This window comes from Streptomyces sp. NPDC045998, from assembly GCF_056430285.1.
Window position 1 is genome coordinate 818,690 of record NZ_JBWKLJ010000002.1, and the last position, 22,504, is coordinate 841,193.

Here is a 22,504-nt window from a genome sequence, read left to right on the forward strand (position 1 = left end):
CTCCTACGTCGCGTCGTGCCGCAACGGCGTCAGCTGCTCGATGTCGTACCGCGCCCGCAGCGCCGCGATCGCGTCGTGGTCCGGCGGGCCGCCCTGGTCCAGGATCTCCAGCAGCTCCTCGAAGTAGCGTTCGTGGTCCGGCGGCGGCGACGCCTGGAAGAACATCTTGGCCGGGGTGTCCGTGCGGTTGGCGAACGCGTGCGGACAGCCCGGCGGCACGACGATGACCGTGCCCGGTGTGGCCCGCACCGTCCGCTTCCCGGACGCCGACTCCCAGTGCCGCCAGTCGTCCGGTGTGCGTACGCGCGGCTCGAACGCCAGGACGTCCAGCTCTCCCTCCAGTACGTAGAAGAGCTCCTCGCTCCGTGTGTGGAGGTGGGCCCCCACGTCGAAGCCCGGCGGCACCACCACCTCGAAGCTGGACGCCGCCCGCGAGTGCTCGCCCGTCACCTTGAACGTCACCTGCTGGGCGGGCGTACGCAGCGTCCGGCCGTGCCCCGTCGGCACCAGCAGCCCGTCGGGCGCGCCGGCGAGCAGGGCCGCCGGCGTCCCGTGGTGCGCCGTCACCAGGTCACCGGGAGGGACTCGGGCCCACGGATCAGCGCGCCTCGGCGGAACCGGAGCCGCTCCACCGGGACCGCGAACCGGAGTCCGGGGAAACGATCCGCCAAGGCGTCGACGAGCAGCTCCGACTCCAGCCGCGCCAGCATGGCGCCGACGCAGTAGTGCGGCCCGTACCCGAACGCCACATGGGGGTTGGGGCTCCGGTCGAAGTCGATCGTCTCCGGGTCGGCGAACACGTCCGGGTCCCGGTTGGCCGCCAGGTACGACACGTAGACCGGCTCACCCGCCCGGATGCGTACGCCGGCGACCGTCACGTCCTCCAGCGCGATCCGGGACAGGCCGACGGCGCTGCGGTGCGGGATGTAGCGCAGCAGCTCGTCGATGGCGCGCGGGCGGATCCCCGGCTCGGCGCGCAGCCGGGCGAGGTGCTCGGGGTGCGTGAGCAGGATGAAGACCATGTTGCCGACGTTGTTGGTGACCGCCTCCCCGCCGATCTGGATCAGCAGCGCCAGCCCCACCGCCTCCGAGGCGGTGATCTCGCCCGCCTCGACCGCCGCCCCCAGCAGGCCGATGACGTCCTCGCCGCCGCCCGCACCCCGCTCGCGCAGCACCTCCGCGAAGTACGCGCACATCTCGTCCTTGGCCCGCTGGCTGCGCTGGGCACCCTTGGCCGAGGACAGGATCAGCGACGTCCACTCGTGCATCTGCGGCCGGTCGGCCTGGGGCACGCCCATCAGCTCGCAGACCACGGCCAGCGGGAACGGTTCCAGCAGCCGCTCGGTGAAGTCCGCCGGCGGCCCGTCCCGCAGCACCTCCTCGACGAGCTCGTCGAGGCTCTCCCGGGCCCGTTCCCGGACCCGCTCCACACCGCGCGTGGTGAACGCCGGCGCCACCGCCCGGCGCAGCCGGGTGTGGTCGGGCGGGTCCTCGAAGCCGACCGCCCCGTCGACGGGGATGAAGTGCGGGGCGAGCCGGGTGACGTTGTGCTGGGCCACCAGCTTGCGACTGAAGCGCGGATCGTTGGTCACCATCCGCACGTCGTCGTAGCGCGTCACCAGCCAGGCCCAGCCGTCGCCGTTGGGCAGCTTGATCCGGGTGACCGGCCCCTCCCGCATCAGCTCGGCGAGCACCGGGTCGAAGTCGACCCCGAACAGGTCGAGCGCGGGCCAGGGGCGTACGGGCGGCAGCGTGGCCGTGTCGGCCGTGTCAGCCGTTTCGGCCGTGGTGGCCGTGGTCGTCTCATCCAGCACGGTGCGAATCCTCTGTTGAAGACGCGGTCGGGAACGGTGTCCGGGGCCCGGTCAGCGTTGATCGGAGATGGTCCAGCGGCCGAGCGACATCTCGGCCGTGATGCCGGGGCCGAACCCGGCCAGCAGGCCGCGCGCCTCATGCTCCGCGCTGCCCTCGTCGAACAGCCGGCGCAGCGCGTCCAGGACGACGGCGCTGGCGATGTTGCCGTACTCGGTCAGCGTCGCCCGGCTGAAGCGGAACGCCTCCGGTTCCACGCCCAGGAACTTGCTGAGGTCGTCCAGGATGCGTGGCCCGCCCGCGTGGATGATGTAGAAGTCCAGGTCGGACGCGTCCCAACCGTGCTGCCCCGCCAGCTCCTTGAGCGCCGGAGCCAGTGGCTCCATGGTGCCCGGCACCCGCTTGTCCAGCTTGAAGTGGAACCCGGTGTCCTTGATGTCGTACGCGATCCACTCCTCCGTCTGCGGCACCAGGTATGAGCCGTTGCGCTCCAGCGAGATCCCGGTACCGCCGCGCCCGCGCATCACCGCCGCGGCGAGGCCGTCGCCGAAGAGCCCGTTGGACAGCAGGTTGCCGACCTCCAGGTCGGTGGGCTGGTAGCACAGCGAGCAGAACTCGCAGGCCACGATGAGGGCGTTGGCCTCGGGGTAGGCGGTGCAGAAGTCGTGGGCGCGGTTGATCGCCGCGCCGCCGGCCGCACAGCCCAGCTGTGCGATGGGCACCTGACGGGTGTCGGATCGGAAGCCCATGGTGTTGATGAGCCAGGCCGTCAGGGACGGCATCATGAAGCCGGTGCAGGAGACGTAGATGATCACGTCGATGTCCTGGGCACGCAGCTCGGCATCTTCCAGGGCCTGGCGGATGACGGCGGGCACACGGGCCTTGGACTCCGCCTCGTACACGGCGTTGCGGGCCTCGAAGCCGGGGTGCTTGAGCGTCTCCTCGATCGGTCGCAGGAGATGCCGTTTACGTACGCCGGTGTTCTCCATCAGTCGCAGCGCCAGCGCCAGCTGCGGGTGGTCCGCGTGGATGGAGCGCGCCAGATCGAGCGTCTGCTGCATGGTGATCACATGCTCGGGGACCGCCACCGCGGGTCTGCACAACGTGGCCATGACGTAAGCCCTTTCGTCGCGTTTGCTCAAAGGATCACGGACCCGCGGCGAGGGCGCGCGTCGAGGAATTCCGGCCCCGTTGAGCCGATCCGGTGAGCGCGGCCCTCCCAGGGGCCGGTGAACCGCCACCGCGGCCCGGGATGCCCGGCGGCCGTTTTCCGCCCGGCGGACCCGCTCATGGGCCGCATCACGACGTCAGGCCCCGCTGCACCGGCGGCCGTGGCGCACGGCACGGAGAAGTGGCGTGCGCGGCGCGCGCAACAACAGCGACGGCGTGGCGTGCCCACGTCTCACCCGTGCGGCCGAGCACGGCATGCCCCGGCCGAGGGCGTCGGCGCAGCATGAGTGAATGCCGCACCACCTCCGCATCGTCCACGGCCGCCCGACCGCCACCGAGCTCGCGGCCCTCACCGCCGTGCTGACCGCACTCGCCTCCCGGTACGCCACCGACCACACGGCAGCCGGACCCTCGGCCGCCCCGCGCAGGGCCGAGTGGGACCGCGGCTGGCGGGCGCACCCCTCGCCCGGATCGTGGCGCGCCCGGTTGGGCGCGGCCGTCCACCACCACCGGCGATGAGCGACGGCGACGCCCTGCGGCTGCTGCTCACCTCCGACACCCACGTGCCCAAACGCGCCCGGCAGCTGCCCGCCGAGCTGCTCGACGCCGTCGACCGGGCCGATGTGGTGCTGCACGCGGGGGACTGGGTGGACGCCGCCACACTGGACCTGCTCGAGAGCCGCGCCCGGCGCCTGATCGCCGTGTACGGCAACAACGACGGCCCCGAGCTCGCCGCCCGCCTTCCCGAGGTGGCCCGCGCCGACCTCGGCGGCCTGCGCTTCGCCGTCGTCCACGACACCGGCCCGGCCCAGGGCCGTGAACGGCGCTGCGAGGAGCGGTTCCCCGGCCTCGACGTCCTCGTCTTCGGACACAGCCACATCCCGTGGGACACCACGGCCCCGGGCGGCCTGCGGCTGCTCAACCCGGGCTCCCCGACGGACCGGCGCCGCCAGCCGTACCGCACGTACATGACGGCCCTGGTGACCGGCGGCCGCCTCACCGAGGCCGAGCTGCACCGCCTGGGTTAGTCCGGCGCGAGCCGAGGAACACGGAGACCATGAACGAGCGGAAGCACACGCCCGAGACGGCGACGGAAGAGGTCCTGCACGAGTTCGAGGAGGCCGAACTCGACATCGACGAGGAGAAGCGGGACCGCAGGGGGAAGAACGGCGAGGCGGCCGACACCCTGACCCCGAGCCCCACGGCCCAGGAGTCGGTGCGCCGCGAGAAGGACCGTGAGAAGGACCGCGAGAAGGACCGCGAGAGGTAGGCCCCCTGCGGCCGCACAGCGGCGGACCGCCGGGGCGGCACTGGTGCCATCCCGGCGGTCCGGTTTCTACGGCCCGCGAGCCGATCGCGTGCGGAGTGCTACGCGGCGTCGTCCGCGTGCGGGGCCGGGCTAGTTCCCGGTGGCCGCCGACCCGTTCTCGGAGGCCACGTTCTCGAGGATGTGCGACAGGGCGCTGTCACCCTTCACGGCCGTGGAATTCTCGGTGCACTGCTGGTTCTGCGAGTCGGTCAGGACGTCCTGAACACCGATGTTGAGCAGCAGGATGTTCTGGAGGTTCTGGACCGGCACACCGGCGCAGAGCTTGTTGAGGGACCCCTGCACGAGCCCGAACTGGCCGCTCTGGTGGCCGCCGGTGACGGTGTTGCCGTACACCTGCTGCGAGTGGTTGCCGTTCTGCGTGTCGACGCTGCCGTCCCCCACGCCGACGGCCATCGGAGCCGACGCGCCCAGCAGTACCGCGGCGATGCCGGCGCTCGCCAGAACCTTCTTGATCATGTTCCGTCCTTCGGAGTCGACAGACCCGACGACCGGGTCTGCTTGCGTAACAGCACAACCCCTCCGGTGCCGCGGCCCGGCGAGCCGCCGCGCCCACTTCACTCCTTTGCCATACATCGGGACACTCCACACGCGTACTGCGCCGTGCCGGGCCGCCCCGCGTCGTACGAGATCACCGCTCCGGTGTGCGGGTGGCGGCGGACGACCGCGTCACGCGGTGAGGCCGACGAGCTTTCCCACCTTGCGGCCCTCCTCCAGGTCCCGGTGGGCGGTGGGTATCTCGTCGAGGGAGTAGGCGTGGACGGGCCCGAGCCCGATCCCGCCGGTGGCGATGCGGTCGAGGTAGCCCTGCAGGACGGCGGCGGGCAGGTCGGCGGCGTCGCCGGAGTAGGCGGTCAGCCGCACCCCTGTGGGCAGGTAGGCGATCGGATAGAAGTCGCGCACGGTCCACTGGTTGGACAGCATCCCGGTGAAGCACACCGTGCCGTGGACGCGGGTGGCCGCCAGCGTGTCCGGGAGGGTGGGGGTGCCGACCAGTTCGAGGGCGGCGTCCACACCGGCGGGGACGAGCGCGCGTACCCGGTCGGCGACCGTGCCGTCGTCCACCAGGGCGTGATCGACACCGTGGGCGGTGAGGGCCGCGGTGCGCCCGGCATCGCGGGTCGTGGCCAGGACGGTGGCGCCCATGTCCTTCGCCAGGGCCGTCGCGGCCAGGCCCAGGGCCGAGGTTCCACCGCGGATCAGCAGCGTCTGGCCGGGCTTCAGGTCCAGGCCCACCGTGAGGGAGCCGTAGGCGGTCTGGAGGGTCTCGGGGACGGCGCCGAGGGTCTTCCAGGGGAGGTCCGAGGCGAACGGGATCACCTGGGAGCGCGGCACCACGGTGTACTCGGCGTAGCCGCCGTCGAAGGTGCGGCCCATGCCGCCCATCATGGCGGCGACCCGCTGCCCGGGCTCCAGCACGCCGTCCGGGTCGGCATCGACGGTGCCGGTGGCCTCGATACCCGGTACGCGCGGGAAGGTGACGCCCTCCGCCAGCCCGAGACGGGTGTGCAGCTCGGAGCGGTTGAGCCCGAACGCCTCGACCTTGATGCGCACCCACCCGGGGCCGGGCTCGGGGACGGGCAGCCGGCACAGCCGCAGGTTCTCGACCGGCCCGGGCCCGTCCAGCACGACGGCCCTCATGGTCGCGTTGACGGTCGTACGCATGACGCCTCCTCAGAAGCCTTGTCCGGGGCGGCTGTTGATCTGCCGCCCGTACGGGGATCAGGCTACGGGCGCACATGCCGTCAACCTAAGCTGTCACGATCGCGGTAGCGACGGATGGCGGAGACGGGCGGAACGGACGGAGGCGGACCGGTGGGAGAGGGCGGGAAGGCGTCGTACGTGAGGTTCCAGGGAACGATCCGCAGCCAACGGGGCCACTACCCGGGCGTGTTCGCGCTGGCCAACGGGCTCGCCAGGGACGGCAGGCTCTCCGAGGAGGAGTACCGGTTCTGGCGGGCGGGCAACGACTGGTACGACGCCGCCTACCCCGACCCGTCCGCCACCGACCCCGGCGTCTACGACCAGGACGTGAACCCCGGTGCCGTCGCGTGGTTCAAGACCACGGCCGTACACCTCATCGACCGGGTGACCGGTTACCTGGACCTCCTGGCGGCCCACGGAGTGGCCTGCGAGCGCGTGGAGTCGTCGTCCCCGGGACGGATCGTCTACGAGGACGACGTACAGGTCGTGGTCGTCCCGTGGGGGACGGAGCCGCCGCACCGGTCCGCCGCCGGAATACCCGCGGAGTGACGCGGTTGTAAGACAGCATGACCACCGACACGACGCACGACACGGACCGCTCGTTCCTCTTCGTCCTCGGCAGCTCCCGCCCGGACGGCAACACCGAGATCCTCGCGAGAGCCGCCGCCGAGCAACTGCCGCACGGCACGCCCCAGCGCTGGGTGGACCTGTCCCGACTGCCGTTGCCCGACTTCCAGGACGGACGGCACGAGACCGCCGGCTGGTCGACCGGAGAGACCGAGGAGATGCTGCGGCAGGCCACGCTGGAGGCCACCGACATCGTCATCGCCTCGCCCCTGTACTGGTACACCCTCTCCGCGCACACCAAGCGGTACCTGGACTACTGGTCGGGCTGGCTGGTGGCGCCCGGCTCGGACTTCAAGGAGCGGATGGCCGGCCGGACCCTGTGGGGAGTGACGGTCATGGCGCACCGGGAGGAGGTCGTCGCCGACGGCCTGGTGACCAGCCTCCACAACTCGGCCGCGTACATGGGGATGCGGTTCGGAGGGGTGCTGTTCGGCAACGGTTCCCGGCCCGGACAGGTGCGGAACGACGAGCGGGCGCTGATACGCGCCAAGACCTTCTTCCAGCGTGAGGCCCCGCTCGCCCGGTTCCCCTACGAGGAGGAGGCCGGGGAGCGGTAGCCTCACGCTGGAGCGGTGGGTGACGGTGCGTCAGGAGGCGGTGCACCCGCCGAGGACCGGGGCCGAGGTGTTGCCGTTGGTCATGACGGTGAAGCCGAAGCTGGTCGAGGCTCCGGCCGCCAGGCTGCCGTTGCCGTTCGGCCTCATCGTCATGACGTTGCCGCTGCCGTCCCAGGTGGGTGAGCCGTTCCAGGTCGCGGACACCTTCTGCGGCGGCGTCACCGTGACCGTGGTGGTCCAGCCGGTGATCGGCGCGGCGCCCGCGGTCACGGTCACCTGACCGTTGAAGCCGCCGTTCCACTGCGCCGTCCTGGTGTACGACACGGAGCAGGTGGCGCCGCCCCCGCCGCCTCCGCCGCTGCCTCCGAGCGCGGCCAGCACGGCGTGGTACGCGGGCTTCTTGGCGTAGTTGCCGTCGAAGAGCAGCGGCGTGCCGCTGCTGCGCCAGGAGTACTTGTCGGTGACGCCCCAGACGGTGATGCCGGTGCAGCGCGAGACGGCCAGGCACGCCTTGACGACGGTGCCGTAACTCGTGGCCTGGGCGGTACCCGAACCCTCGATGTCGAGCTCCGTGATCTGGACGTCGACGCCGAGGTCTGCGAAGCGCTGGAGGTTGGCCTGGTAGTCGGCGGGCACCGGCGACGCGCTGTTGAAGTGCGACTGGAAGCCCACGCAGTCGATCGGTACGCCACGCGCCTTGAAGTCCCTGACCATGGCGTAGACCGCGTTGCTCTTCGCGTTGACGCCGTCGGTGTTGTAGTCGTTGTAGCAGAGCTTGGCGCCGGGGTCGGCGGCACGGGCGGTGCGGAACGCCTCCTCGATGTACCCGTTGCCGAGCTTGTCCTGGAAGGGCGAGCTCCGCCGGGCGCCGCTGCTGCCGTCCTGGAACGCCTCGTTGACCACGTCCCAGGCGACGACCTTGCCCTTGTAGTGCTGCATGACGCGGGTGATGTGGTTGTTCATCGCCGACCGCAGGTCGGCGGTGCCCAGACCGCCGACCCAGCCGGGCAGCTGCGAGTGCCACACCAGGGTGTGGCCGCGGACCGTCATGCCCCTGCCCAGGGCGTGGTTGACGATCCGGTCGGCCGAGGTGAACGTGAACGAGTTGCGGGTGCCCTCCAGGGCGTCCCACTTCATCTCGTTCTCGGGCGTGACCGAGTTGAACTCGGTGTTGAGCGTGGAGACGTACGGCGCTTCTCCCAGGTACTGCGCCGACACGGCGGTCCCGAAGTAGCGGCCCTTGGCGGACGCCGCCGACGCGAGGGTGCTCGCGGCCTCGGCCGTGCCGGACAGGGCGGTCACGCCTGCCGCGGCGAGCAGGAAGGCCGTACCGGCGGTGAGTAAGCGACGCGCCCGGAAGCGCCGGCCCGGGCGTGCGGGCGCCGGCGCGGATACGGATACGGGTGCGGATAAGGGGGTCGAGGCGGGTTCGGGGCTCACGGAGGTACGCATGACCATGTCGTGGTCCTCTTCTGGCGGTGCCGGACGACCTGAGGAGCGTCCGGACGGCTGATGGGTCGGCTGCCGTTCGTCGACAGACATGCCGGGCAGGGCGCCCCGCCGAATGGCGCGTGCGTCGGCATGCACTCCCTGTTTCGAAGCAGTGTTCCTGTCAGTCCTGTCAGGATGACCGCTTCGAAACTTTCGGAACTTCTTCCGAAGGTTGGCCAGACCATACGGCCGCCGCTCCGGGCGGTCAACCGCCGGGACGAGAGTGCCTCGCCTCAGGCCGAGGTCCCTCGCGGGAACGGCGGCGCGGTGCTCTTGCGCACCACCAGCTTCGTGGCCAGCTCCATGCGCAGCGCGGCCTTCCCGGGATCGCGCGGACGCAGCAGCATCTGGGCCGCCTCCTCGGCCATCTGCCGCAGCGGCTGATGGACCGTCGTCAGGGCCGGGCTCGACCACTGGGCGAGCGGGACGTCGTCGTACCCGACGACCGACAGGTCCCCCGGGACGCTCAGGCCCTTCAGGCGTGCCGCCTCCAGCACCCCCAGCGCCTGGAGATCGCTGCCGGCGAAGATCGCGGTGGGCCGGTCCGGCCCGTCGAGCAACTCCATGGCGTGCGAGAAGCCGCCTTGGACGTGGAAGTCGCCGAACCGCACGTGGCGCGGGTCCACCGCCAGGCCGGCCACCGTCATGGCGGAGCGGAAGCCGTCGAGCCGCGCGAGCGAGCACATCATGTCCTCGGGCCCGGTGATGATGGCGATGCGCTCGTGCCCCTGGTCGATGAGGTGGCGGGTCGCGGCCATGCCGCCCGACCAGTTGGCGGAGCCGACGGAGGGCACGTCCGGCTCGGGATCGCCGGCCGGATCGATGATGACGAACGGGATGGCACGGGACCTGAGCTGCTTCTTGACGGCGTCGGGCAGGGTCGAGAAGACGAGCACGACGCCGAGCGGGCGGCGCCGCAGGACCCCCTCGACCCAGTCGGGCCCGGGGGAGTGGCGGGTGCCGCTCTCCGTGAGGACGACTCCGGCGTTGTGCTGCTTCGCGACGTTCTCGACCCCGCGGATGAGCTCCATCGCCCAGACGCTCTCCAGCTCGTGGAAGACCAGCTCGATCAGCGGTGCGTGGGGCGTGCCCTGCGCGCGGCGCCGGTAGCCGTGGGTGACCAGGAGCCGCTCGACCTTGGTGCGGGTCGCGAGGGAGACGTCCGATCGGCCGTTGAGGACTTTCGAAACCGTCGAGAGGGAGACACCGGCCTGCTCGGCCACCTCCGCCAGGGTCACCCGGCCGTCCGCACCGTCGTCATCACGCATGCCCGAAGGATAGGGCACCTCCCGACGGCCGTGGTCCGGCCGCCCGGCCGCCCGGTCGTCCCGGTCGTCCGTCCAGTCGTCCGCTCGTACCCCGTTGACGGCTGCGGGAGGTTGACCTACTGTCCAGGCTCGCAGCGACTTTCGCTCATACGCCGGAAACTTTCGAGAGGCTAGGCGATGAAGACACGTGCGCGCTCCCCCCGTATGCTCGCGGCCGGCGTGACCCTGGCCATGGCCCTGAGCCTCGCGGCCTGCGGGGGCGGCGCCGGCGAGGCCTCGTCCGGCGAGGGCGAGTTCCACGTCCTGGTCTACGGAGACGCCACCAACAAGGTCGAGAAGCGGCTGGTCGACGAGTTCAACAAGACGTCGAAGGTCAAGGCCGTCCTGGACACCATCCCGGGCGCCGACTACCAGCAGAAGCTGCAGACCGTCATCAGCACTCCGCAGGCCCCGGACGTCTTCTTCAACTGGGGCGGCGGCAGCATCGCACCGTACGTCAAGGCAGACCTGCTGCTGCCCCTGGACGAGTTCACCAAGAACGACCCGCAGCTGCTGTCCCGGTTCCTGCCGTCCGTCTTCAACACCGCCGTCGTCGACGGCACGCCGTACGGCATCCCCATGCGCGGCACGCAGCCGGTCCTGCTGTTCCACAACAAGCAGGTGCTGGCCGACGCAGGCATCGCGCCGCCCCGCACCTGGGACGAGCTGCTCGCCGCGGTGAAGACCCTGAAGGAGCGGGGCGTCACGCCCATCGCGCTTGGCGGCGGCGACAAGTGGCCGACCCTCATGTGGTTCGAGTACCTCTACGACCGCGTCGCGGGCCCCGAGCTCTTCCAGAAGGCGCTGGACGGCGACAAGAGCGTCTGGGAGAGCGCCGACAGCAGGAGGGCCCTGCGCATGCTCCAGGAGCTCGTCGAGGCCGGCGCCTTCGGCTCCAACGTCGACTCGGTGAAGTTCACCGACGGAGGCTCCCCCGCCCTCCTGGCGAGCGGCAAGGCGGGCTTCGAGCTGATGGGCTCGTGGGCGTACGCGACCCACCAGGACGCCGACGAGAAGTTCGCCGAGAAGCACCTCGGCTACACCGCCTTCCCCGCCGTCCCGGGCGGCAAGGGCGACCAGGCCAACCTCGTCGGCAACACCAACAACTTCTACTCGGTGCTGAAGAAGACCAAGCACCCCGAGGCCATAGCGGAGTTCCTGAAGCTGATGTACTCCGACACCTTCGTCAAGGAGCAGCTCGCCGTCGGCAACCTGCCCACCACGACCAACACGGAGAAGTTCCTCGGCACCGCCGCCAACCCGGCGTACTCCCGCTACCAGTTCGACCTGGTCAAAAAGGCACCCTCGTTCCAGCTGTCCTGGGACCAGGCCTACCCGCCGGCCGCCATCACGCCCATCCACCAGGCCGTGCAGAGCTTCCTCAACGGCCGGACCGACGCGGACGGCTTCATCAAGGCCATGCAGGCCCTCCCGACGGTCTGACCCCGAACCGACATGACCCCACGGCCCCAGACGACCCGGATGGGCCGCCCCGGCTTCGGCTGGGCGCTCCCCGCCACCGTGTTCTTCGCCCTCTTCGCGCTCGTCCCGCTCCTCATGGTCGCCGTCCTGTCCTTCACGACCTGGAACGGCCTCGGACCACCCGAGTTCGCCGGCACGGCGAACTGGACCAGGGTCTTCCGCGACCCCGTCATGATCGAGAGCATCTGGCTCAGCCTCCTGCTCACCGCGCTCGGCGTGGCGGTCCAGACCCCGCTGAGCATCCTGCTCGGTGTCTGGGCCGCGGGACACCAGCGCAACCGCGGGGTACTGTCGGCCATCTACTTCGTCCCGCTGCTGCTCTCCACCACCGCCGTCTCGGTGCTGTGGCGCGCGGTGCTCGACCCGAACTTCGGCGTGCACTCCCGGGCCACCTGGCTCTTCGGCGACGGCAACCTCTTCGGAGGGCAGGCCACCGCCATCGGCGTCCTGGCGTTCGTCTCCACCTGGCAGTTCACGCCGTTCCACACGCTGATCTACCAGGGCGCCGCCCGGGCCATCCCGCCCGTCCTCTACCAGGCCGCGCTCATCGACGGCGCAGGGCGCTACCGCCGGTTCTTCCACATCACCCTGCCCCAGCTGCGCAACGCGATGATCACCTCGGTGGTCCTCATGGTCGTCGGCGGGCTCACCACCTTCGAGACCGTCCTCATCCTGACCCAGGGTGGCCCCGGCACCGACACCACCATCAGCGCCTACTACATGTACCAAAAGGCGTTCAAGGGCTTCGACTTCGGCGCCGGATCGGCCGTCGCCCTGGTCCTCGTCGCCGCGGCGACCGTCGTCTCGCTGGTCGTGGTGCGGGCTTCCGGCTACGACAGGATGCGCAGCTCCACGGAGGGCCTCTGATGAAGCCACGACCCCATTACCTCGCGGGCGTCGGCTCCCTGCTGTGGCTCGCGCTCGTCGGACTCCCGCTGTACGTGATGCTCACGGCCACGGTCCGCACCCGCTCCGACTACGCCCGCAACGGCCCCCTGGCCCTCCCCGAGGCCCTCACCCTCGACAACTACCGCAGCGCCCTCACCGGCGGCTTCGGGCAGTACTTCCTCAACACGCTCCTCGTCACCGCCGCCGTGGTCGGCCTGGTGCTGCTGCTCGTGCCGCCGCTGGCGTACGCGATCGTGCGCGGCGGCGGCCGGATCACCTCCGGCGCCTTCCGGCTCTTCCTGCTCGGCCTGGCCATCCCGGCCCAGGCCGTGATCGTCCCGATGTTCTACCTCATCAGCCAGGCCGGTCTGTACGACAACCTCATCGGCGTCGTCCTGCCCACCGCGGCGTTCTGCCTGCCGGTCTCCGCGCTCGTCCTGAGCGGTGCCATGCGGGACATCCCGCCCGAGCTGTACGAGGCCATGGCCGTGGACGGCGCCTCGCCCCGCCGGATGTTCTTCCGGCTCGTGCTGCCCCTCTCCAAGGGCGGCCTGTCCACGATCGTGGTGTTCTCCGCCCTCCAGGCGTGGAACGGCTTCCTGTTCCCGCTCGTCCTGACCCAGTCCGACTCCACCAAGCTGATCACGCTCGGTCTGTACGACTTCCAGACCGAGCACGGCGTCGACATCCCCGGACTGCTGGCCGCCGTGGTCCTGTCCATGCTGCCCGTCCTGCTCGTCTACCTGTTCGCCCGTCGTGCCCTGGTCCAGGGCCTGATGGGTGTGGGAGGAAAGTGACCACCAACCCGGCCGACACGGCCGAAGCCCAGCCACCGTCCGCGGCCCCCGCCCCGTCCGTCCCGGCCCAGGACATCGACACCCGCGCCCCGTCCGGCCCGGCCCAGGACATCGACACCCGCGTCTCCGCCCTCATCTCCGCGATGACCCTCGAGGAGAAGACCGCCCAGCTCTACGGGATATGGGTCGGGGCCTCGGACCAGGGCGGCGAAGTCGCCCCCCACCAGCACGACATGGAGGAGCCCGCCGACCTCGACGCCCTCCTGCCCGCCGGTCTCGGACAGCTCACCCGCCCCTTCGGGACCGCCCCCGTCGACCCCGCCCTCGGCGCCCTCTCCCTGATGCGCACCCAGCAGCGCATCGCCTCCGCGAACCGCTTCGGCATCCCCGCCCTCGCCCACGAGGAGTGCCTCGCCGGATTCGCCGCCTGGAAGGCCACCGCCTACCCCGTCCCCCTGTCCTGGGGGGCCACCTTCGACCCGGGCCTGATCCGGCGCATGGCCGCGGCCATCGGCGCCGACATGCGCTCCGTCGGCGTTCACCAAGGCCTCGCCCCCGTCCTCGACGTCGTACGGGACGCCCGCTGGGGCCGCGTCGAGGAGACCATCGGCGAGGACCCGTACCTCGTCGGCACCCTCGCCACCGCGTACGTCCAGGGCCTGGAGTCCGCCGGGATCGTCGCCACCCTCAAGCACTTCGCCGGCTACTCCGCCTCGCGCGCCGGACGCAACCTCGCGCCCGTCGCCATGGGCCCGCGCGAGCGCGCCGACGTCGTCCTCCCACCGTTCGAGATGGCCGTACGGGAGAGCGGGGCGCGCTCGGTCATGCACGCCTACACCGACACCGACGGCGTCCCCTCCGCGGCCGACGAAGCGCTGCTCACCGGGCTGCTGCGCGACACCTGGGGCTTCGGCGGCACCGTCGTCGCCGACTACTTCGGCATCGCCTTCCTCAAGACCCTCCACGGGGTCGCCGGCGGCTGGGCCGACGCGGCGGCCACCGCCCTGCGCGCCGGTGTCGACGTCGAACTGCCCACCGTGAAGACCTTCGGCGCACCCCTCCGCGACGCCGTCACCACCGGACGGGTGCCCGAGGAGCTGATCGACCGGGCCGTGCGCCGAGTGCTCACCCAGAAGGCGCAACTCGGGCTGCTCGACGCCGACTGGAGCCCCGTCCCACCCGCGCTGGAGGGCGCCGACCTCGACGACCCGGCCGCACTGCGCGGCACGGTCGACCTCGACTCGCCCGCCAACCGGGAGCTGGCGGCACGGATCGCCGACCAGGCGATCGTCCTCCTCGCCAACGACGGCACCCTGCCGCTGACCCCGTCCCCGTCGCCGCTGACCCCGTCCCCGTCCCGGCCGCGCACCATCGCCCTCGTGGGCCCCAACGCCGACGAGCCGACGGCCGTCCTCGGCTGCTACTCCTTCCCCGTCCACGTCGGTACGCAGCACCCCGGCACCCCGGCCGGGCTCGAGCTGCCCACCCTGCGCGAGGCGTTGGAGCGCGAGTTCCCCGCCGCACGGATCGTCACCGCCCGCGGCGCGGACGTCGACGGCGACGACACCTCCGGCATCGCCGAGGCCGTACGCCTCGCCCGGGACGCCGACGTCGTCGTCGCGGCGCTCGGCGACCGCGCCGGGCTCTTCGGCCGCGGCACCAGCGGCGAGGGCTGCGACGCCGACTCGCTCGCCCTGCCCGGCGTACAGCAGGCCCTCCTCAACGCCCTCCTCGACACCGGTACGCCGGTCATCACCACGCTGCTGGCCGGACGGCCGTACGCGCTGGGCCGCGCCGTGGCGGAATCGGCCGCGATCGTGCAGACCTTCTTCCCCGGCGCGGCCGGTGCGACAGCGCTGGCGGGCGTGCTCAGCGGCCGGACCAACCCGTCGGGCCGACTGCCCGTCAGCGTCCCCCGCACACCCGGCGCCCAGCCCTCCACCTACCTCGCCGCCCGCCTGGCCCAGGCCACCGAGGTGTCCAGCATCGACCCGACCGCCGCCTTCGCCTTCGGCCACGGCCTGTCGTACACCGCCTTCTCCTGGAGCGGCCTCACGGTCGTGAACGAGGAGACCGGGACGGACGGTGAGTTCGCGCTCGCCTTCACGGTCCGCAACACGGGCGAGCGCGAGGGCACCGAGGTCGTCCAGCTGTATCTGCACGACCCGGTCGCATCGGTCGTCCAGCCGGTGCAGCGCCTCATCGGGTACGCGCGCGTACCGCTGCGCCCGGGGGAGTCGCGCCGGCTCGAGGTGACGGTCCCGGCCGACCTGGCCTCCTTCACCGGCCGCGACGGACGGCGCGTCGTCGAGCCGGGCGAGCTGGAGCTGCGCCTGGCCGCCTCCAGCTCCGACCCCCGCCTGGTGGCGAGGGTCCGCCTCACCGGGGCCGCCCGGTACGTGGACCACACGCGGCGGCTCCACGCGCACATCGGTCCCGTCAGGCGAGCCCGTCCACGGGCAGGCGCATCAGCAGCACGTGATAGGGATCCCAGCGGGACATCGTGAAGTACACCTCCGCCCCGGTGGTCGCCGGGTGGAGGAACCCGCCGTAGAGGCCCGGGTGGTCCCGGCCGTCGACGACCACCCGCCCCTCGCTCCAGGGCCCCGTCGGCTGCGGGGCGGTGCGCGCCACGATCGCGGCACGGGACTCGTCCAGGTGGAGCGCCAGCCACTGGCCCAGATGCGTGTTGTACTGCACCGACAGCTCACCCACGGGACCCCGCATGACCGGTACGGCGTCGGCCTGCGCGCCCACCCGCCAGCCGGCGGCGGTCCAGTACTCGTACGCCGCCGGCTCCAGCAGGCCCGCCGCCGTGGTCCTGGCCAGATGGGCGTCGTCGAACCGGCCGTTGGGGGTGCCGAAGAGGTAGACGTGCTCGCCCGACGGGACCAGCGCCCCCATCTGGAAGGCGCTGGTGCCGCCCGCGTTGTCCCACCGCGCCGTGGAGGGTCTGGTCCAGGTACGGCCGCCGTCGTCGGACCATGCCATGCCCGCGTGGTGCGTCACCCACCTGCCGGGCGGCCCCCAGGACCGTACGGACATGTAGTGCACGTAGTCCCGGCCCAGCGCGCTGACACCGGCCGTGGGGATGACGGTGACCTCGCCGACGGCGGGGTCACCGGGCAGGAATGGGGCCGCGTGTCCGGGCCGGTCGGTCACCATGGAGTCGAGGTACATGCCGTCGTCCAGCCGGCCGTCGGTGGAGTGCGCCAGCGTGTTGAAGCGCCAGTCCGCGGTGGCGGGCCCGGCGCCCTTGCCTCCCCAGCCCTCTCCGTAGGTGTCGCCGAAGGCGACCGCCACCCGGCCGCGGCTGTCCCGCCACAGCACGCCCAGGTCGGTGGCGTGCACGGCGAACCGGTCGCGGGTCCGGTTGACGTCCCCGTCCCCCTGACCCGCCACCAGGGCCACGACCTCCGCCCGGGGCGCCGGGGCCGAAGGCGCCTCGTGGTCCCGCGCCCGGTCGGCCGGGCGGGCCGTCCGTGCCGACGCCCACGCCGCCACCGGCAGTAGCGCGAGACACACGGCGAGGGAGACACCCCACGCGGTACGCCGGCGTCGCGCCGTACGACGCTGTGCCGCGGCCGCTTCACGACGCCGCCTCACCGCGTGGAGTCCACGCGGCGGGGCCCGGCCGGGTGCCGCGCCAGGTGCAGTCCGACGACGGCGACCAGCACCGTCACGCACGCGGTGAAGATCAGTCCGGCCTGCTCGAGCCCCCGCCACATCGTCAGCGCCCCCACGCCCACCACGGGCAGCGAGATCCCGGCGTACGCCACGACGAAGAACGACGAGATCGTGCCGGCCCGCCGCTCGGCGGGCGCGGCGTTCCCGACCGCGGTCACCGCCGCCCGGAACGCGAGCCCCTGCCCGAACCCGCCGCAGACCGCGCCCGCCACCAGCAGCGGCATGGCCTTCACCCACAGGGACGCGCCGACGAGGAGCAGCCCCACCACGAGCACCAGGCAGCCGAGCGGTGCGGCGGTGGCCAGGGTGAGCCGGCCCGTCAGGGACTGTCCCACGGTCGAGGAGAGGAACACGGTGAACACCACCAGACCCGCGACGGCCAGGTTGGTCACGCCCAGGGTCTGCGCCACGAAGCTCGGCGCGACCGCCGTGAACAGACCGAGGAGCGAGAAGCCCGCGAACGCGGCGAGCGCCGACGGCACGAACACCCCGCGCGTCTCGGGCGGTACGTGCAGTCCCTGGGGCCGCAGGCGCGTCCGGAGGTGTGGATCGGCCACCGTCTCCGGCAGCAGCAGCACGAGGACGCAGGCGACCGCCACCAGCACCAGATGGGCGGCGAACGGCAGCCGGAGCGGCAGCGGGGCGTACTCGGCCAGCAGCCCGGCCAGCAGGGGGCCGCAGCCGAGGCCGCCCATGTTCGCGGCCGTCGCGGCGAACCCGGCGCGGGACTTCCGCCCCGCCGCGGCCAGCTCCATGACGGTCACCGTGCCGACACCGCTCAGCAGCCCGGCCGAGAACCCGGACAGCAGGCGGCCGGCGAAGAGCAGCGGCAACCCGCCTTCGAGCAGGAAGCACACGGCGCTCGCCGCGGCGAGCCCCAGGGCGTACAGCAGGACGGGGCGGCGCCCGGCCCGGTCGGAGTAATTGCCGGCGAGCAGGAGGGTGGCGATCACGCCCACCGCGTAGACGGCGAAGACGACCGTCACCATCAGCTCGGAGAAGCCCAGTTCCCTGCGGTACAGCCCGTAGAGGGGCGTGGGCAGGGTCGTCCCCGCCATGCCGATGGCGAAGACGGCGGCGGCCGCCGGGTAGCCGAGGCGTCGTCGCCGGTTACGGGGGGAGCTGCGCGCGATCCGAGAGGACGTACCGGTCATACCGGTCACCCTAGGCACGCGAACCGGGCCTTCCCGGAACGCCATGAGCGGTGAGGACGCCCGCCCGGCGGCTCTCGCCCGATCGGCGGTACGCCCCCGGCGCCCGCGCCCGCGAGCGCGGATCAGGCCCGCTCCAGGCCCGCGTCAAGCCGGGTCGGCGGTCCACGGCCAAGCGGCCTCGCGGCCCGCCTCGATGAGGCCCACCATCCGGAACGCGGCGTCCGTGAGGCCGCCGAAGGTGTGGCGGCGCGGGCCCCTGAGTCCGTGGGCGGGCCGGTAGCCGGCCAGGTTCCACGTGTAGACCGGGATGTCCGCCGGGACGGGTTCGGCCGGTCCGCCCGGGTCGTAGCCGGCGGTCTGCTCGTCGGTGACGATCAGGACCCGGTCGTGCTCCCGGTAGTGCTTCCGCAACGCCTTCGCGGTGTAGGTGCCCCCCATACTGCGGAACCGTTTCATCACGTCCAGCACCGGCTCACCGCGCTCGAACGGCACCGCCGCGCTGCCCCAGCCGAACTCCACCAGATCCGCCCGCTCGGCCCGCATCGCCAGCGCGGTGCCGAACACGGCCGCCGCGTCCGCCCGGGTCAGCGTGGACCGCTCGGAGACGGTGTCCCAGAACATGGAGTCGGACCGGTCCACCAGGATCAGCGTCCGGCCGGGCAGGGACGGCACGTTGGCCAGCGAGTGGCCCAGCGCCCGTTCCAGCGCGTCCGCCCAGCGCGGTGACGGCGCGTGCTGGTGGGCGGCGAGGTAGCGGAAGGGGAACTGCCGGGACCGGGCGACCTCGGCGGGGTCCGAGAGCCGCGCGGCGACCTGCGCCGCGACCTCGTCCGAGACCCCCGCCTCGTCGAAGTTGCGCAGGTTGCGCAGGAGCGCCATCGGGCCCATCGCGGGGATCACGGCCTCCCAGGCGGCGGCGTCCATCGGCCCGTGGAGCCAGCCCGCCAGGGCCTCCCACGTCATGCCCGCCTCGGCCAGCCGCTCGGCGCCGCCCGGCCCGGTCACCACCGCCCGGCGCTCCTCCACCGGCATCTCCATCAGCACCCGGTGCGCGGTCAGCAGGTGGTCGGAGGCCGGCGGCACCGCTCGCTCCGGGTGGTGGCGGCGGTCCAGGGCGTACCGGAAGAGCGCGCCCTGCCAGGGCTTGCCCGGGTCCGGGGAGGCGTGCACCAGGTTGAGCACGTCGCCGAAGCGGAACCACCTGCCCGCGGTGTCGTACTTGAGCAGGGACCGCGAGGTGTACAGCCGGCGTACGGCGTCGGCGACGCCCCGCTTCACCGGCTGCGGCACGTTCCGCCCGTACGCCGTGAACCAGTGGGCGAGCAACTCGCCGGGCTCGTCGGCGCGCTGGAGCACCGAGTCGATCACTGACCGGTTGGACGGACCCTCGGTGGCCCCGGCTTCGAGCCGGGCCCGTACGTACGCGGCGGCGCCCACCAGGGACGCGGTACGCATGTTGCCCTCGCCGCGCAGCCAGCGCAGCAGACCGGCGGTCCACACCGGGTCCTCGACGGCGAGTTGGCGGACGAGCCGGACGTACCGGTCGTCCCGCTCCCGGCCGCCTTCGTAAAAGGTCTCCTGGGACACGAAGTTGCCCACGGCGAGGAGGAACAGCTCCTCGCGGGGCTCCCGGACGAAGGCCGGACCGCCCGGGTACGTGCGGAACTCCGGCGCGGCGAGCCTGGGGAGGCGCGGTGTCGGGGCGGGCATGGCGCGAGCGGCCGCCGCGACATGCGGCGCCACGAGCATCTCGGACCACATCTTCGAGACGCGTCGGGTGTAACGAGGCAGCGAATCCCCCCGGATTCAACGAATGGTACGGCCCCGGCCGCGAGACCGCCGGGGCGAAGACGCCCGCGCCTGGCGAGATCAAAGGGGCGGCGGCGTCACTTGGTTGTCGAAAGAAGTAGCCGCAGCCGAGCGCATCGTCAGGCGCGGTCGCGACGCCGACCCTACACAGGCCGCCGAGCCTCACGCCACCGAATTCAGTGGGGGGCGCCCTGGGAGTCGGCGCGCTCGGAGCACCTGGCCCTGTCCCTCGGGTCCCGCCGTCCCACCCCATTGTCAGACCTCCGTGGTCCACTGTTCTTGATCGGAGAACAACCATCGGGGGAGACACATCATGGGCAACCGTCCGTACGACGCACGGTACGTGGAGGTCCACCGGGCGGCGGTGGCCGCCATCGACCTCCTGCGTCGCCTGGCCGCCGAAGAGAACGGGGGCGTCGCCCCTCCGCTGCCCGCTGATGCCGAGGTGGTGCGCCGTCTGGGGGGTACGCCTCGCAACAGGTACCCCCGGTCGGTGGGCCGCCCCGAGTGGCTGGCCGAGGCATGGCGCCGCTGCGACCTGCCGGCGGACGCGCAGGTGCTCCAGCCGACGCCTCCGGCCGACGGGCGCGAGGCGCTCGAGCGCTTGCGGCGTGACGTGGCGGAATTCCCGCTCGCCGCCGGCCGCCGCTCCGCCCTCGATCACCGGCTGGCGACGGCGTACGAGGCCGGGACGCTCACGGCGGGCGACGTCGTCGAGGCGTACCCGGCGCGCTGGACGATGCCGGTCCCCATGGAGTCCCACCTCAGCCGGGCCCGCCGCGCCTTCGAGCGGGAGGTGCGGAGGTACCTGACGACCACTCTGGGAGCCGAGCCGGCCGCCTGGCTCAAGCTGCTCACCACCGTCGACGCCCTGTGCCGGCCCGGCGGCGCAGGCCCCGACACCCGGCTCAGCTGGCCCGCCCTGGCACAGCGGTCCCAGGACACGGAGGCGGTCGACCCCGCCCGCCTGCTGCCCGACCGCCCGCCCACGGGCCGCGCGATCGAGGACCGGCTGTTCCACGGCCAGTGGTGGTGGCCGACGGGCGAGGTACTGCTGCGGTGCGACGCCGACGTCCTGGACGCCCTGATGCCCGAACTGCCGCCCGGCGCGGGCAAGTTGCTGGCGCAGTACGTCGTCGCCCTCCGCCACGGCACGCCCAGGGCAGTCCTCGAGCACCTCCTGCGCAGCCGTGACCGTGAAGCCCTGCTGGTGATCGCCCGCGGAATCGACCTGACCCGGGGCACCGCGCTACGGCTCCTGGAGCAGGGCGATCCGGAGATCCACCTCGCCGTCCTGGACAATCACTTCTACGTCTGCGCCGAGGAGCGCCGCCAGGCCCTCACCGACCCGGCGGTGCCGCTCGCACCGTACGTCGACCGCATCCCGTGGGGCGCGCTCCCCGACTGCCTCCACGCCATCGAGCCGGAACTCGTCGAGGCGGCGTTCGCCAGCACGCACCGGGAGTCGTTCAAGATGCCGGAGCAGCTGACAGGCTGCCTCAACCTGCTGCGGCACGGGGGACCGGCCCGGTTGTCGGCCCTGCTCGCCACCGGACTCGTGGGCCCGGCGGTCACCCGCATCTGCGAGAAGGCGCTGGCCACCGCCGACCCGCTCGCGGCCCTCCGCGCCCGGGCGGACAAGGAGCTGACCACGCCGAAGCTCGCCTCGCGCCTGCGCCGCCTCGGCCCGCGGGCCGGCGCGCGCGCCGCGGACCGGCTGATGGAGCTCCTCGCGAACCCCGACTGGGATTATCTGGAGGCGGAGCACGCCCGCGAGCCGTTCCGGTACTGGCCACAGATGGTGAACCGCCCCGGCACACCGCCCGACGTGGCGGCCCGCCACATCGACGCGATACGCGGCGACTACCGCAGGCACCGCTCCTACGCCGCGACCTGGCTCGCGGACGGGAGCACGCTGTGGGCCGGACTGGGCTACAGCAGCGATCAGGAGAAGGAGACGGGCCCCCTCGAGGAGTTGCTCACCCAGGGGCTCGTCACCCCCGAGGACCTGCTGCGGCGGGTGGGCCGGGGCCCGTGCGTCCTGCGCCACCTCGGCGACGCCCGATGCCGACCGGACGCCCCGCCGCAGATCGGCGAAGCGGTGGCGCAGCTCAAGGCCCTGGTCCGTACGCACCTGCCGGTCACGGACGAAGCCGCCTGGCATCGGCTGTACCACCGAATGGCGGGCTGCGATCCGCGGAGCCCGGAACTCGGCACGATCGAGGAGCTGCTGACCGCGGAGTACCGAAGCACCGGACACGACGCCGCGGTCGGCGGAGATCTCGCGGACTCTCCGGCCCCTGGGGACCGGCTCGCCCACGGCCTACGATGAGGCCGTGGGGGACCTGCTCGCGGGATGGCTGCTCTTGGTCCTCGGCGTGGCCGGGTGCGCGGGCGGGGTCGCGTGGATGCACGGGGACGTCCGCCTGATGCGCCGAGGTGTACGCGTCGAGGCGGACGTCGTCGGTGTGCGGGAGCACGAGGACGGTGACGGCGACGTGCACCACTACCCGATCGTCCGCTTCACCGCCCCGGACGGGACCGAGGTCGAGGGCGAGACGCACGGTCGCGTGCACGAGTACCACGCCCCGGCCACGATCGGCGTGGTCTACGACCCCGCAAACCCCGAAGGTTCCGGGAGGACCTGGGGATCGTCGGGCCCCTGGTGCTCCTCGCCGTATCGGTAGCCGCG

General features: G+C 72.3%; 21 protein-coding genes. 11 read left to right on the forward strand and 10 right to left on the reverse strand.

Going from position 1 to position 22,504, the window contains the following annotated elements; all coding sequences use genetic code 11:
• Positions 1 to 3: 3 nt before the first annotated feature.
• Genes AC07FJ_RS08645 through AC07FJ_RS08655 form a run of 3 tightly spaced genes read right to left on the reverse strand, consistent with a single transcriptional unit; the run spans position 4 to position 2,954 of the window.
• The gene (locus AC07FJ_RS08645) at positions 4 to 567 is read right to left on the reverse strand and encodes a cupin domain-containing protein (protein WP_361427322.1); all 564 of its coding nucleotides are present in this window, start codon (positions 565 to 567) and stop codon (positions 4 to 6) included.
• Positions 564 to 1,814, reverse strand: a complete 1,251-nt coding sequence (locus AC07FJ_RS08650) for a cytochrome P450 (RefSeq protein WP_479046738.1) — start codon at positions 1,812 to 1,814, stop codon at positions 564 to 566. The genes AC07FJ_RS08645 and AC07FJ_RS08650 overlap by 4 nt, the downstream gene beginning before the upstream one ends.
• A 51-nt stretch (positions 1,815 to 1,865) precedes the next feature.
• Positions 1,866 to 2,954, reverse strand: a complete 1,089-nt coding sequence (locus tag AC07FJ_RS08655; protein WP_479046740.1) for a type III polyketide synthase — start codon at positions 2,952 to 2,954, stop codon at positions 1,866 to 1,868.
• A 319-nt stretch (positions 2,955 to 3,273) separates the two neighbouring features.
• On the opposite strand from AC07FJ_RS08655, the gene AC07FJ_RS08660 reads away from it, so the two are divergent.
• Genes AC07FJ_RS08660 through AC07FJ_RS08670 form a run of 3 tightly spaced genes read left to right on the forward strand, consistent with a single transcriptional unit; the run spans position 3,274 to position 4,252 of the window.
• Positions 3,274 to 3,501, forward strand: coding sequence for an acyl-CoA carboxylase subunit epsilon (locus AC07FJ_RS08660; protein ID WP_479046741.1), 228 nt, complete (start codon positions 3,274 to 3,276; stop codon positions 3,499 to 3,501).
• 14 nt (positions 3,502 to 3,515) lie between these two features.
• Positions 3,516 to 4,010 (forward strand): metallophosphoesterase family protein, encoded by a 495-nt coding sequence (locus AC07FJ_RS08665; RefSeq protein WP_479046955.1) that lies wholly within the window; start codon positions 3,516 to 3,518, stop codon positions 4,008 to 4,010.
• Positions 4,011 to 4,039: 29 nt separating this feature from the next.
• Positions 4,040 to 4,252 carry a hypothetical protein gene (locus AC07FJ_RS08670; RefSeq protein WP_479046743.1) on the forward strand — a complete coding sequence of 71 codons (213 nt, stop codon included), beginning with the start codon at positions 4,040 to 4,042 and terminating at the stop codon, positions 4,250 to 4,252.
• A 129-nt stretch (positions 4,253 to 4,381) separates the two neighbouring features.
• Here AC07FJ_RS08670 and AC07FJ_RS08675 read toward each other — a convergent pair whose 3' ends face one another.
• Complete coding sequence (locus AC07FJ_RS08675) at positions 4,382 to 4,768, reverse strand: rodlin (protein WP_479046745.1); 387 nt, start codon at positions 4,766 to 4,768, stop codon at positions 4,382 to 4,384.
• Positions 4,769 to 4,978: 210 nt separating this feature from the next.
• Positions 4,979 to 5,974 (reverse strand): zinc-binding dehydrogenase, encoded by a 996-nt coding sequence (locus AC07FJ_RS08680; RefSeq protein WP_479046748.1) that lies wholly within the window; start codon positions 5,972 to 5,974, stop codon positions 4,979 to 4,981.
• A gap of 114 nt (positions 5,975 to 6,088) precedes the next feature.
• Here AC07FJ_RS08680 and AC07FJ_RS08685 point away from each other — a divergent pair, with 114 nt between their 5' ends.
• Positions 6,089 to 6,562: a hypothetical protein gene (locus AC07FJ_RS08685; protein WP_479046751.1), complete on the forward strand. Its 474-nt coding sequence runs from the start codon at positions 6,089 to 6,091 to the stop codon at positions 6,560 to 6,562.
• Between the two features lie 17 nt (positions 6,563 to 6,579).
• Positions 6,580 to 7,197, forward strand: a complete 618-nt coding sequence (locus AC07FJ_RS08690) for a flavodoxin family protein (protein ID WP_479046754.1) — start codon at positions 6,580 to 6,582, stop codon at positions 7,195 to 7,197.
• A gap of 30 nt (positions 7,198 to 7,227) precedes the next feature.
• On the opposite strand, the gene AC07FJ_RS08695 is transcribed toward AC07FJ_RS08690, so the two are convergent.
• Both AC07FJ_RS08695 and AC07FJ_RS08700 read right to left on the reverse strand, forming a co-directional pair.
• Positions 7,228 to 8,499 carry a glycoside hydrolase family 10 protein gene (locus AC07FJ_RS08695; protein WP_479046755.1) on the reverse strand — a complete coding sequence of 424 codons (1,272 nt, stop codon included), beginning with the start codon at positions 8,497 to 8,499 and terminating at the stop codon, positions 7,228 to 7,230.
• A gap of 422 nt (positions 8,500 to 8,921) precedes the next feature.
• A complete protein-coding gene (locus AC07FJ_RS08700; protein WP_479046757.1) occupies positions 8,922 to 9,956 on the reverse strand; it encodes a LacI family DNA-binding transcriptional regulator in 1,035 nt (344 codons plus the stop codon).
• 177 nt (positions 9,957 to 10,133) lie between these two features.
• Between AC07FJ_RS08700 and AC07FJ_RS08705 the strand changes: the two genes are divergently transcribed.
• The 4 genes from AC07FJ_RS08705 (at position 10,134) to AC07FJ_RS08720 (ending at position 15,669) form a co-directional block, all read left to right on the forward strand.
• Entirely contained in the window at positions 10,134 to 11,438 is a 1,305-nt protein-coding gene (locus tag AC07FJ_RS08705) for an ABC transporter substrate-binding protein (protein WP_479046760.1), read from the forward strand.
• 12 nt (positions 11,439 to 11,450) lie between these two features.
• Positions 11,451 to 12,344: a carbohydrate ABC transporter permease gene (locus AC07FJ_RS08710; RefSeq protein ID WP_479046762.1), complete on the forward strand. Its 894-nt coding sequence runs from the start codon at positions 11,451 to 11,453 to the stop codon at positions 12,342 to 12,344.
• Complete coding sequence (locus tag AC07FJ_RS08715) at positions 12,344 to 13,162, forward strand: carbohydrate ABC transporter permease (RefSeq protein ID WP_479046764.1); 819 nt, start codon at positions 12,344 to 12,346, stop codon at positions 13,160 to 13,162. The genes AC07FJ_RS08710 and AC07FJ_RS08715 overlap by 1 nt, the downstream gene beginning before the upstream one ends.
• A 143-nt stretch (positions 13,163 to 13,305) precedes the next feature.
• Positions 13,306 to 15,669 carry a beta-xylosidase/alpha-l-arabinosidase gene (locus tag AC07FJ_RS08720; RefSeq protein ID WP_479046957.1) on the forward strand — a complete coding sequence of 788 codons (2,364 nt, stop codon included), beginning with the start codon at positions 13,306 to 13,308 and terminating at the stop codon, positions 15,667 to 15,669.
• On the opposite strand, the gene AC07FJ_RS08725 is transcribed toward AC07FJ_RS08720, so the two are convergent.
• The 3 genes from AC07FJ_RS08725 to AC07FJ_RS08735 all read right to left on the reverse strand — a co-directional run bounded on the left by AC07FJ_RS08725 (position 15,602) and on the right by AC07FJ_RS08735 (position 19,752).
• On the reverse strand, positions 15,602 to 16,687 hold the full coding sequence (locus tag AC07FJ_RS08725) for a DUF4185 domain-containing protein (protein WP_479046767.1): 1,086 nt from the start codon (positions 16,685 to 16,687) through the stop codon (positions 15,602 to 15,604). The genes AC07FJ_RS08720 and AC07FJ_RS08725 overlap by 68 nt on opposite strands.
• Positions 16,688 to 16,764: 77 nt before the next feature.
• On the reverse strand, positions 16,765 to 18,003 hold the full coding sequence (locus AC07FJ_RS08730) for an MFS transporter (RefSeq protein WP_479046769.1): 1,239 nt from the start codon (positions 18,001 to 18,003) through the stop codon (positions 16,765 to 16,767).
• A 144-nt stretch (positions 18,004 to 18,147) separates the two neighbouring features.
• Positions 18,148 to 19,752: a TROVE domain-containing protein gene (locus tag AC07FJ_RS08735; protein WP_479046770.1), complete on the reverse strand. Its 1,605-nt coding sequence runs from the start codon at positions 19,750 to 19,752 to the stop codon at positions 18,148 to 18,150.
• Between the two features lie 373 nt (positions 19,753 to 20,125).
• Here AC07FJ_RS08735 and AC07FJ_RS08740 point away from each other — a divergent pair, with 373 nt between their 5' ends.
• Both AC07FJ_RS08740 and AC07FJ_RS08745 read left to right on the forward strand, forming a co-directional pair.
• Positions 20,126 to 22,144 carry a hypothetical protein gene (locus AC07FJ_RS08740; RefSeq protein ID WP_479046771.1) on the forward strand — a complete coding sequence of 673 codons (2,019 nt, stop codon included), beginning with the start codon at positions 20,126 to 20,128 and terminating at the stop codon, positions 22,142 to 22,144.
• 4 nt (positions 22,145 to 22,148) lie between these two features.
• A complete protein-coding gene (locus AC07FJ_RS08745) occupies positions 22,149 to 22,499 on the forward strand; it encodes a DUF3592 domain-containing protein (RefSeq protein ID WP_479046773.1) in 351 nt (116 codons plus the stop codon).
• The last annotated feature ends 5 nt before the right edge of the window (positions 22,500 to 22,504 follow it).